Origin of the sequence: Celerinatantimonas sediminis (genome assembly GCF_046054195.1) — a bacterium.
Classification (GTDB): Bacteria; Pseudomonadota; Gammaproteobacteria; order Enterobacterales; family Celerinatantimonadaceae; genus Celerinatantimonas.
On the sequence record NZ_JBEQCS010000003.1, the window covers coordinates 95,596 to 106,903 of the forward strand.

General features: G+C 41.8%; 15 protein-coding genes. 11 read left to right on the top strand and 4 right to left on the bottom strand.

Annotation, left to right across the window (positions count from 1 at the left end; all coding sequences use genetic code 11):
• Window positions 1–34: 34 nt before the first annotated feature.
• Together ABTQ23_RS05265 and ABTQ23_RS05270 are read right to left on the bottom strand one after the other, a co-directional pair.
• Window positions 35–955 (bottom strand): chemotaxis protein, encoded by a 921-nt coding sequence (locus tag ABTQ23_RS05265; RefSeq protein WP_408614603.1) that lies wholly within the window; start codon window positions 953–955, stop codon window positions 35–37.
• Between the two features lie 235 nt (window positions 956–1,190).
• Window positions 1,191–1,586: a response regulator gene (locus tag ABTQ23_RS05270; RefSeq protein ID WP_408614604.1), complete on the bottom strand. Its 396-nt coding sequence runs from the start codon at window positions 1,584–1,586 to the stop codon at window positions 1,191–1,193.
• A gap of 458 nt (window positions 1,587–2,044) precedes the next feature.
• On the opposite strand from ABTQ23_RS05270, the gene ABTQ23_RS05275 reads away from it, so the two are divergent.
• A complete protein-coding gene (locus ABTQ23_RS05275; protein WP_408614605.1) occupies window positions 2,045–3,064 on the top strand; it encodes a CobW family GTP-binding protein in 1,020 nt (339 codons plus the stop codon).
• A gap of 806 nt (window positions 3,065–3,870) precedes the next feature.
• Here ABTQ23_RS05275 and ABTQ23_RS05280 read toward each other — a convergent pair.
• Entirely contained in the window at window positions 3,871–4,113 is a 243-nt protein-coding gene (locus tag ABTQ23_RS05280) for a helix-turn-helix domain-containing protein (RefSeq protein WP_408614606.1), read from the bottom strand.
• Window positions 4,114–4,381: 268 nt separating this feature from the next.
• On the opposite strand from ABTQ23_RS05280, the gene ABTQ23_RS05285 reads away from it, so the two are divergent.
• Genes ABTQ23_RS05285 through ABTQ23_RS05320 form a run of 8 tightly spaced genes read left to right on the top strand, consistent with a single transcriptional unit; the run spans window position 4,382 to window position 9,204 of the window.
• Window positions 4,382–4,642, top strand: coding sequence for a hypothetical protein (locus tag ABTQ23_RS05285; protein ID WP_408614607.1), 261 nt, complete (start codon window positions 4,382–4,384; stop codon window positions 4,640–4,642).
• Window positions 4,635–4,874 carry a hypothetical protein gene (locus ABTQ23_RS05290; protein ID WP_408614608.1) on the top strand — a complete coding sequence of 80 codons (240 nt, stop codon included), beginning with the start codon at window positions 4,635–4,637 and terminating at the stop codon, window positions 4,872–4,874. The genes ABTQ23_RS05285 and ABTQ23_RS05290 overlap by 8 nt, the downstream gene beginning before the upstream one ends.
• The gene (locus ABTQ23_RS05295) at window positions 4,871–6,574 is read left to right on the top strand and encodes a rolling circle replication-associated protein (protein ID WP_408614609.1); all 1,704 of its coding nucleotides are present in this window, start codon (window positions 4,871–4,873) and stop codon (window positions 6,572–6,574) included. Before ABTQ23_RS05290 ends, ABTQ23_RS05295 begins: the two co-directional genes overlap by 4 nt.
• Window positions 6,575–6,588: 14 nt before the next feature.
• Complete coding sequence (locus ABTQ23_RS05300; RefSeq protein WP_408614610.1) at window positions 6,589–6,816, top strand: hypothetical protein; 228 nt, start codon at window positions 6,589–6,591, stop codon at window positions 6,814–6,816.
• An 11-nt stretch (window positions 6,817–6,827) separates the two neighbouring features.
• On the top strand, window positions 6,828–7,124 hold the full coding sequence (locus ABTQ23_RS05305; protein ID WP_408614611.1) for a hypothetical protein: 297 nt from the start codon (window positions 6,828–6,830) through the stop codon (window positions 7,122–7,124).
• Between the two features lie 3 nt (window positions 7,125–7,127).
• Window positions 7,128–7,628, top strand: a complete 501-nt coding sequence (locus ABTQ23_RS05310; protein WP_408614612.1) for a hypothetical protein — start codon at window positions 7,128–7,130, stop codon at window positions 7,626–7,628.
• Window positions 7,625–8,347 (top strand): hypothetical protein, encoded by a 723-nt coding sequence (locus ABTQ23_RS05315; RefSeq protein ID WP_408614613.1) that lies wholly within the window; start codon window positions 7,625–7,627, stop codon window positions 8,345–8,347. The genes ABTQ23_RS05310 and ABTQ23_RS05315 overlap by 4 nt, the downstream gene beginning before the upstream one ends.
• 17 nt (window positions 8,348–8,364) lie before the next feature.
• Window positions 8,365–9,204 carry a hypothetical protein gene (locus ABTQ23_RS05320; protein WP_408614614.1) on the top strand — a complete coding sequence of 280 codons (840 nt, stop codon included), beginning with the start codon at window positions 8,365–8,367 and terminating at the stop codon, window positions 9,202–9,204.
• 92 nt (window positions 9,205–9,296) lie between these two features.
• Here the strand turns inward: ABTQ23_RS05320 and ABTQ23_RS05325 are convergent, their stop codons facing one another.
• A complete protein-coding gene (locus ABTQ23_RS05325; RefSeq protein ID WP_408614615.1) occupies window positions 9,297–9,539 on the bottom strand; it encodes a hypothetical protein in 243 nt (80 codons plus the stop codon).
• A 600-nt stretch (window positions 9,540–10,139) separates the two neighbouring features.
• Here ABTQ23_RS05325 and ABTQ23_RS05330 point away from each other — a divergent pair.
• A complete protein-coding gene (locus ABTQ23_RS05330; protein ID WP_408614616.1) occupies window positions 10,140–11,000 on the top strand; it encodes a major capsid protein P2 in 861 nt (286 codons plus the stop codon).
• A gap of 11 nt (window positions 11,001–11,011) precedes the next feature.
• Window positions 11,012–11,308, top strand: a complete 297-nt coding sequence (locus ABTQ23_RS05335) for a hypothetical protein (RefSeq protein ID WP_408614617.1) — start codon at window positions 11,012–11,014, stop codon at window positions 11,306–11,308.

The window sequence follows — 11,308 nt, forward strand, 5'->3', positions numbered from 1 at the left end:
GTGGCTTTTCATTTCATTGATTCGTTAAAAAAGATTAACGACCAGCGACGCCGGCGCTAACCGTTCCATTTTCGATGTGATTTGCACCACGAAGCATCCCCTGAATTAATTCAGCAGCATCAAATTTAGTTAACGCTTCGTTTGCTCCAACTTGATGGGCTCGGTCTACACTAATCTCACTCGATAAAGAAGTATGTAAAATAATATATGATTTTGCTATATTTGGGTGGCTACGCACTTCAAAAGCTAACTCGTAACCATCTAATCCAGGCATTTCGATATCACTCACCAGGATATCAATACTGTTATCAGTGGCTGTTGATTTTAACATCATCTCTAGCGCTGTTGAACCATCGGCACAAACCTCAAATGGCACGTTCACATATTCAAGCGCTTCAGATAACTGTCGGCGTGCAACAGAAGAGTCATCTACAACCAATATACGATGTTCTCTAAGTTTGGCTCTATCTGCAGCATCAATATTGGCATGCAGATGATCTTCAGAAGTAGGGTAGATATGTGATAAAAGCATTTCAATATCAATCAACTGCACCATCTGCTTTTCAAATTCTGTCACGCCAAGAACATAAGCTGATCGACCTACGGCCGTAGGAGCAGGGTGGATATTGCGCCAATTACATTCAATAATCCGGTCAATTTTACGAACCAAAAAACCAACAAGTTGACGCTGACAATCCGTGACAATAATGAAGCACTGCTTATATTCTTCTTTCTGAATGCTACGATACCCCACGGCACAAGCCATATCGATAATGGGAATTGTCTTACCCCTAAATGGGGTAGAGCCGATAACATAAGGATGAGATTGAGGAAGAATCGTTAAATGCTGATAAGGGATAATTTCACGGACTTTTAAAGTGCCTAAGGCAAATGTCTGCTGCAGAGTTAATTTAAACAGCAATAGCCCCTGAGACTGCTGGCTGCTTTGCTTCATATAAATTCCTTTCAATAATCAGCTCGCCGCAGATAAACGGCATGCTCACCACAATTGTAGCATTTATTATACAGAAACTTTGATGAAGATGAAATTTCTTACAGATCAGATAGATAACTTGCCAAAAATAACAAAAGAGTCATTATCAGAAAACTGTCTGAGTTTAAGAAACTCAGACCACAGTATTTATCAGAACAGTTAATCATTCACACAAGAAAACAAAGAGAAATGAACGCTATGCGCATTTTCTCTCATATATTTTCTTAAAAATGAATTTGATTTTTTTGTCTAAGGTCACTTGGCTAAATGGTTTTACGATATAGCCATTTACACCCGCCTGAGCAGCTTCGACAATTTGTTCTCGCTTCGTTTCAGCTGTTACCATTAGTACTGGCAATTCATCAATACTCTTGGTTTCACGAATAGCTTTTAGCAGTTCCAAGCCATTCATGTTTGGCATGTTCCAATCAGTAATCACTAAATCAAATCGTGTGTGTTTTAGCTGAGCTATGGCATGTACGCCGTCTTCGGCCATTTCGATGTCTTCAATCCCTAACTCTTTTAAGATGTTTTTAATAATCCTTCTCATGGTCGAAAAATCATCAACAACTAATACTTTTAAATTCTTCATGGATGCTATTTATACAACTGTTATTTAATATAATGAAAACAAATTTATTTTAACATTTTTATTATGTATTTAGAAGCCAAGTTATGCCTTGTTTCAAGGTTTAAATGTTATATACAGCTTCTGATTAGAATCAAAGTGACTTAATATTTCAGATGGAAAAACATACTTTCATAATTTATACAATTACCCTTTAAATATTTTAACATGTTGATTTTTAATCATTTATTTTTATTTCGGAGTGATTTCATAAATTATAAAAACTTTATAGTGCCTTTTGTCTGTAATTTTAATGAAACTCATAATATCATCAATAAACTTAACCATCTAATTAATGAGATTCAGTGATTTTTCATCTTCGTATATACTTAATATTGACAAATATCACTAGGACATAACACTCGCCTATAACTTGTTCTTTATATTAATTTGAACCGTGTGTAAGAGGTATAAGAGTATCAATGAACACGAATCATCCTATTCTTAGGGTACCAACTAACGTAGTCACTGGCTTTCTTGGTGTTGGAAAAACCTCTGCTATCTTAAATTTGATTAAGCAAAAGCCCCAAAATGAACGATGGGCAATACTTGTAAACGAATTTGGTGAAATAGGTATTGATGGTAGCCTGATACGCGGACAAGGTAACATAAAGCAGCAAATATTTGTGAGGGAAGTTCCGGGTGGTTGTATGTGCTGTTCAGCTGGCGTTCCAATGCAGATTGCTTTAAATCAATTACTCAAGCAATCAAGACCAGATCGCCTTCTAATAGAACCTACAGGACTTGGTCATCCCAAAGAAGTGATGCAAACTCTTAAAGCTGAAAATTTCTCAGAGATTCTTTCAATACAAAAGACCATTACGTTAGTTGATGCCCGGCATCTGAACGATCCTCGTTATACGAATCATGATACTTTTAATCAGCAAATAGCAATTGCTGACACAATCATTGCCAATAAAGCAGATTTATATCAAGAATCAGATAAAGAACTTTTGTACCGTTACGTTAAAGATAGGGGACAACGCAATGCAAAAATTCTTTTTTCGTCCTATGGAAATATTCCTATTAACGAATTGATGGGCATAACTCAGCAGGTGAAGCAGCAAATTAGCCAAGTAATTACGCATATCTATCAACAAAAATCGTTAAAAACTAGCGGACAAAACATACTGCAAAGAGAAATACAAAGGTCATCAAAAAACGATGAGGGATTTAAAAGTATTGGTTGGCAATTTGCTAGTACCGAATTGTTTGATTATCAGCAATTACGTCTTGTTTTAGAAAAAATCAACGTGGAAAGACTAAAGGTTGCTGTTATTACAAATAGAGGATTATTTGGATATAACTCAACTACTGATGGCTTGACAGAAACCGCGTTGGCAGACTGTCCAGATAGTCGAATCGAGATAATTTGTAAAACAATCGACAATAATTGGGAGACAGATTTGCGATCTTGTTTAATAGCGGAGTCATTGGTTTAAAGAGCAATTTTTTGTAGGTTTTCGTGTTTAGATATCGAGATATGAAGCCAATGAATTGGATAAAATAGAAAGATAGCTAAATGGGAATAACCTATTTTATGGTAAATAGCACATTATTGTTAAATAGCGTTTATACATAAATAAGACTCGCGATATCTTTGTAGCTGTAGCTGTAGCTGTAGCTGTAGCTAAAGCTTTAAGAACTTAGCAACTAGTGACCGCTTAACTTCAAATTCATCTTTGAGTTAACTTTACGCATATATACAACATAAAACGCTGCATAAAAGCATTACCAGAGTTTCATTATTTGCCAAATCGACTATAAAACCATTGAAAAATGCAACACACAGCAACTGAGCTAAATGGAAACTTCTACGCGCAGAGGTAAAGGCTCAAAGGATGATATTGCGCTTGTCGCTCACAAACCTTCAGGCCGGCATCGACATTCTTCAGATTCTTTGTGAAAAAAACCAAAAGATGAAATCCAATACACCCGAGCATGATTGGAATTTGTGGCGCTAGGAAAATTCTGTAATTGCGTGAAGCACAGTGATGTGCAGACATACGTCATGCAGATTAAAGGTTAAGATAAATTAAGAAGTAGCGGTAAATTGAATCTCTTTGGCGTTTCTAAACCTTGGAGATTAAGAACTATCTTAAAAATCTTCTAGTACGATAATTTGCTGGTAAACGCAAAAAACAGCAGGCTAGTTCAATCTGTTTTATTGGTCATTAGCTCAATGCTCTAGCAACAAGTATCTTGTTAGACAAATAATCAATTTAACATAATATACATTAGTCGGGCGCTAATTAAGGGTAGGGCGGTTCGCATACTCACGATAACACTCTGATAATTCAGGTATTTTACTTTTCTCAGCTAACAGGGCGAATATTGCCGTATCGATTGGCAGGTTTCCTATCTGGGCGAGCTTGGCTAAATTATCCTCACCGGGGAAAATGCCGGTTTTTCGCCAATTAACCCATGAATAGAACGTATTGGTACTTACACCAATTTTACGACACAGAGCCGATATGTTGTGTCTAGGCATAGCAAGCTTTGCAGACAATAAAACATCATCAAGCGTCATTTCAAAAGTCCCAGTTTTCCCAAGTTTTTTTAGTATTACTTAAGTGCAAAAACCAGTCAATTATTGGTCATTATTCACAATGTGTTACGTTGCACTTCTCACGAAATTAATTAATGATGAGCAGGTCGTTAGGCGGCCCGAAGCCAGTTTTCCCAAGACCTTAGGGCCGCCGTCTGCTGATGTGTGTCAGACAAAACGACCAGATTAAAACGACATAGGACACAGGAAAATGAGCGAAGAATTGACGATTGCACAGTACATCCGCATAGGCGCACTTTTAGACCGTTTATCACAAGTTCAAAGTGAGCTTGATTCGATCACAGGATCAGTTAAAAACCAGTTTGAAATGCTGCACGAAAATCCGAATCATCCGCCAGAAATCGAAGATGTAGAACTGGCAATCATCGGCATTCGCACATCCAGTCACCGTTTAGCCAAAGCCGTTGACGCATTCTCACATGTTGCCGTTGGAGGTGATGAAAATGCGTAACAGCTTAAAACAGCTCATTGATGCTGAATTATCCCAACTGCCGGGGCCTCAGCATTTAACCCCAATTCCAGCTAAAGATCATACTTGGTCTGGCATTCTTCCCGGCGAACGTTCACCGAACGCAACGCCTAAAGAAAAATCCCTTCGTTGCTGTGCCGCACTCCGCCAAATTTTGCGCGGAGAACGGCAAGCCCCCGATTACCAAACCACGGTATTGGGAGGCCATCAATGATTGATCCTCAAATTTTAAACGCAGTCGTCGCCGGTCTTGAACCGGCTTTTTTTGGTGGTGAATATCATCCCGAAGTCCTGCCCGAATTTTCCGAACCCAAAGGCCCATTGTTTGATCGCAAAAGTGCGGATAAAACATTGCTGCATCACATCCAACGAACCAGCCGCGCAGCGCTGCCGAAGGCAGAAACAGCTAGGCTAGTCCAGAGGTGCAAAAGTCCGACACCGCGTCAAATCTTGGCCGATAGCCTCAATGATGAGCGCAGCAGGGCCAAACAAGCCCAATTTGAAGCCGAGCAACACCGGGCGCATGAAATTAACCGTTTGTTTGAACACTACAACCATGCCCCGAAAATTAATGTTAAACGGGAAGTCACCGAACGCGATTACAGTATCAAACCGAATGTGATCACCAAATTTGACCGTGAAACTGGGGAAGTACTCGCCACCCAAGGCCCAAAAGCCCGGATTTATCAGCGTGAATGGTCGAATGAATACCGGGTAAGAATCGAAGCGCAAGTGAGCTTAAGCACACCACCGGAAGCCAACACCGGGGAACGGTCAACCGATGCGCTGAATGGTCGCGCCGCGTCAAAAATTATGGATTCAGGCGCATACGTGCAAGCGGTTCGCGGCGGCTTCACCACGTTTTTAACTCTGACTTTTAACCCTGAAGCGCGAAGCCGGATTGTTTCAGGTGAATCAACCATCGGCGCGGAAGTTTCCCGGTTTTTCGATGCGGCTAAAAAAAGGTATCACCGGGGCTTTGCCATGGATCACGAAGTTTTAAAAACGGTGAACGGGTTTCACTGTTTGGGGGCGAGTTGTACCCCGGAAGAAACCGCGCATGATGATGAGTTTGATTATATCTGGTGCGCCGAAATGCCCAAGAACGAAAATGGGGAAGCGAACCCGCATTGCCATGTGTTGATGCGCTGGGATGTACCGCCGTATTTATTCCACGATTGGGCCTATCGTATCGAAAAATTATGGGGGCAGGGGTTCGCTAAATTGGAGCGTATCCGGGATGCGCACGCCGCCGGGGGCTATTTACTCAAAGCCCTGGGCTATGTCACCAAGGGTTCGAAAAAAGACCAAGGCACCATTCACGGCAACCGTTACAACATCAGCCGCAGTGCCCGTGCTCCAAAATGGGAATGTATCGCCAGTTTCTACGCCGACAACATGACGGCCATCATCAACGAACTGCGCGACCGCTGGCGCTGGGAAGATGCCCCAATTAAAGCCCGGATTGAAAACGCCAAGGCCCAACTGGCCCAAAAGAAAAAAGCTTACATGATCGCGAAGAAACAAAAACGGTTTCCGACTGCCGACAAGCTTAAAGCCCGATTAGAACAATTGACCAGTGAAATTAAAAGTCATTGGCAACACCTGAAAAGCCGCGAAGCGCGCGCCGATGAATATCAACTCACTATGAAAGGCGATAAAAAGCTGACCCGTTTTTTATCATGGGCCATTGCACGCCGGGGCTGGCGTTTCGAAGAGCCGGAAAATGCCTATTTAGGCACGATTGACCAACAGCAAAAAATTGAATGGATCAAACAAGCTCGCCGCACTTGGCGCAAAGCTGCCGAATGGGCCGGGTTTAACTGGTTTCACACTACCCACGAAGCGATCACCTTAGACGCCGGAACCATGGCCGATGTGCTCGCGTGGGAAAATTTCGCATACCAACCTTAACCAAGGACTGAACAATGGAACAACTACCGCAACTTTTAGCCCAAAAACGCGCGCTCACCGCCGAATTAACGCGGCTCAAGGATAACTTTAATCTACCAACGGGAGGCCTAACCGGGCTTTTTTTGTCAGGGGATTTCAGCAAATTTAAACCTATGGCCCGGATTATTTCGGATTTATTCGAAGTACAAGACCAAATCACCGAAGTGATGGCCGCACAACTGGCAGAACTTGCCGGAAAATAGGAGCGCAAACCATGGGCGTTTTATTAAAGGATGTGGCCGACCCAATTACTAAGGAACCCGCACAAATCTGGAAAGATGGACGGGGCAAACTATACATGACCGGGCCTTTAGGCGTATACAAAATGCAAAGCCATCGGGGCCAGCAGTATTTAGCTAAATTACTCGGAACATTTTCCGAAGGGGCCGCCAATGACAGCGGCTCACAGAATCCCGAACCGCAACCACCAGTGCTCGAATCCCCGGAACAACGCGCCAAAAAAGCCAACGTGTTGAGCTTCTCACTTTTCCATAATCACAAAAAAGGTTAATCCATGCTAAACCAAGTTGATACCAGCGCTGAAACCGTGGCCCGCGATTGGGCACGGATTGAAGCCGAACACAAAGTGCCGCCCGTTGAAACGATTCAACTCCAACCCGATGCAGTGCAATCTGAATCACAGCCGGACACTAACGAAGGTAAACCGGAAAACAAACCCGATCTCCCGGCAATGGATGATCTTGAAAAACGCATGCTCACCAAGGCCGCGATTTCACGAACCATCAAAACAGGCACCGAATTAGTGGGCCGTGTGTCTCTGCCGGATGCGGTTTTTGATGGTGTAGGGGAGGCCTACACTGAACTTGTATTGAAGTATTTTCCAGAAATGGGCGTCTTTAGCCTGATGGAGAAATACAAGGTCGAACTCGCTGCCGTCACAGCAACAGCAACCTTTGCCCTTGCATACCACACTGCGAAAAAATCCCAGCGTGAGCAACTCAAACAACGCACCGCCGCCAACGATGACAACAACCCACAGGAGCAAACCGCATGAGTACACCTCGTATGAATGGCAACATGGCCCTATTTTTAGGCATTACCCGGTCGGGAAAATCCGTACCCGTTAAACGGATTTCAGAAAAATGGACACGAGTGCTTGTGTATGACCCAAAAGGCGAATATCACAACGAAATGGGATTCGACCAAGCCAACACCCGCCGCGAACTTTTAAACATGCTCAAAGCGGCAACAGGCCCGGCAAAAATCAATTTTCCGGGTATTTCTAAAAGTGACTTTCTATTTTTCTGTGACTGCGCCTTTAACTGGAACCGTCAGAAAGAAGCCATGATTATTTGCGAAGAACTGGCAAGCGTGACTAATGCAGGCAAAGCCGATGGTGCTTGGAATAGGTTGATTAATCAATCCATGGCCTTTGGCCCGTTAGTCGTGGGAACCGTCCAACGCGGCCAAGAAGTTGACAAGTCATTGTTAAACAGCGCAAACTTTGTACATGTTGCCCAACACGGCACGGATGATGACGCACTATACATTGCTAAAAAACTCGGCGTTTCTATGGAAGAAATCCCACGCGAACCACTTAAGTTTTTTCAATGGACGGCTAATCGGGGCATTGTCGTTCGTGGTCATGTGGACTTCAAAGGGGCCAAAGGGAAACTTTGGGACGGAGGCACCCCGCGATTTGTTCGGGCCAGTAATGGCAAACCGATGAAATTTAATCGGACTGGACGTTTTGATGGAGTTGCTTATACCTAAACTTAAGGTCTAAATGGATGACAACGAAAAATAGCCAAACGACTGGATTTCTATTTGGAATATATGGTTATAGATGTACTTATCCAATTACCAATGAGATGTTTTGCATCACTCCAAAATTTTGGGATTATAAAAGTGTTAATGAACAATTTAAAAATAAAGAATATCTAGTTCTTATGGCTACAGTTGAACTATTCTGTGATAGAGCAGAAATAGAACAACAATTATTTGATTTAGAGGGTGTTCTATCATTTATAGAACAATCAGACGTCGTTATTCTGCCTAAAATGAATAATTTCCCTGAAAAAATAGACCGAATTTGGCCAAGAAGATCTTCAGGGGAAATCATTATAGAGGACTCTTTCTTTCAAGAGTCTCGGTCAAATTTCATTAAACTAGCTTTAAATGCTCTGAAAAATGAAGCTTTTCGAGTATCTTTTTTTATGGTTGTTGAAGTTCTAAAACAACGGAAAAACTATATAAATATAAGCTATTACCTATACTTTACATCCTTAGAATCATTATGCCGGCATATAGAAGATGATGAAAAAAGTTCTGCCGAAGAAGTTATTTATAGAGTTTTAAATAAAAAATATGGATTCGATATAAAACAAGCTAATCCTGTCCACTTGAATAAAGGGGTATCTACATACTGTGCTATTAGGAATGCTCTAATCCACAATCAAAAGTTTCAAACAAAATTATATATGGGAAATGGAATTATTAAAAATATTAAGGCCTCAGACTATGTTAATTACTTTTATTTATTAGTACCTTTGGTTTTACTTAAGTTTATCGGATTTGATGATACTCACATTAATTGGGAACAATGGCTGAACAGAAGAGCATTTAAGTAGATATTGATTCTATGTGGCAAGATAAGTTCATAATTCACTTAACTATCTTAAAATAAGGTCCCATCAAGGGACCTTATGAATATTAAATCAACTTAACGATCTTTATTTGATTGTGATAATACAGAACCAGCAAGAATTTTGGTTGTACTATTGTATTTATCGCTACTTAACGCTTTAGAAGCAATATCTTCCATTTTTGCTCCCGTTTGTTTAGTCGTTGATGTTTGGGAAAGAACTGATCCAGCAAGTGACTTTGCTGTTTTTGATGCAGCTTTATTTAGCAAAACACTGATTGCCAGTTTTGAAACAGATGTTGATGACTGTTTTTTGTTCATGATTTTTGAACCTCATTCAAAATGATATAAATCAGGTTGCATAGTCGATGACATGTGTTAGGCTAAAGTTTCCAATCAAAAGCAACACATGCAGAAAGCGCTATGCAACTCTGCACTATTTTGCCCCTGTCCAAGGGGCAATTACTTCTCAAAGCTCTGAAAAACACTACATATAGTTTTTTTCAGTCTTCAAATACCAACATAATGTGTTTTAGGGTAATGCTCAAGGCGCTGTATAGGGTTTAGATTACTAATTTAGCCTTAAATATCTTTCATTCATCAATAACTATATGTTTTAAAAGGTTTTTATTTTTATTTTTTAATTTGAAAATTTTTTAACATAATTATCTGTGATATTTCCTTGACAGATTCCAAAACGCTTGAGTTAGGGTTCGTCCCATCAAGCGTTTTTTTATTTCTGTAACCTGACAAGGAACCAACATGGACTACAAATCACTGGCTATTGTGGGCGGTTTATCGTTTGTTGTGGCGCTCGCCGCAATTTACGCCGTCAATCACATCGATTCGTTAAAAGACATTGTGGAAGGCTAAGCGCTTTTCTCTTTGAACCTCGTTTGTTGATTGAAGGAACTTCACACCATGGCTAAAACAAAAACTGTTACCAGTGCCGCCGCGCAAGCTACCGCGATTTTTAATCCAAAAACGCGCGAGCTTGATCCATTTAACGGCGTGTTTTACAACGCGAAAGCGTCTCTACAGCTCATTAGTGGGCCGACTTACCAAGAAATTGAACTCAAATGCAATGCGGTAAACCGTATTCGTTATATTTCAGCCACTTTAAACGGCACTGAATTTATTCGCGCTACTCCGGCCCAGCTCAAAGCACTGGACGAAGAACGCAAAATTTACACCGAAGATAACCGCGTAGTCATTCCATTTGCGGACTTTTCATTGCGCACCAAAATTGGTGTTTCTGGATGTGAACTCGTCACACTGCCAACTGACATCATTTACCTGTATGTGGAATTTGACGAAAAACAGGATAATGACCCGGCGAACCTGAGCTTATCCGCTCGAGCAAAAGTCACCGATGCCAAACAAGTGCGTTATTTTCTGCCGCGTTTAGTGACTGAAACTTGGGACCATCCCGCAGGTGGGCAAATCAACCACAGCTACAAACAAGGCAGCGCGTTTCGTTTCGTACGCCGCATGTTCTTAAGCTGTGATGCGAACGATATCACCCGCGTTGAAATTCATCGTGATGACAAAATCGAATTCCAGCTTAACCAAGATGACAACGCCTTTGACTTGGCGCGCCTTGGCAAAGAAGTACCGGACGGATTTTTCCCGCTCGACTTCTTAGAGTATGGCTTCGGGGCTGATGGCAAATTGCCAACGCTGAACCAAAAATCATTGGATTTCAAAATCACCAAAACCAGTGCAGGCCCGGTCACCGTGTTACAGCAATTGGTTGAAGTGGTTGCACTGCCCAATAGTTAAGGGGGCAACTCATGGCAAAAACAGCTCAAACCGTCAGTGATGACGGCGGCGAATCAATTTGGGGATCATTTGTCGATTCATTGGGTAAAACCTTGAACTCGGCAACCAATGCCTATGCCACTGCCGCAGGTTTAAAAAATAACGGCAGTGCCAACCCGGATGATTACCGCAGCAGCCAAAGCAGAGCGCAACAGCCGAACGGCACGCCGATTACATCGGGCAGCGCGTTTAACTCGCAATACCTGATGTGGGGAGCAATTGCTCTGTTTGCCGTTGTGGTGCTCATTCTCTTGGTGAAGGTGCTCTGA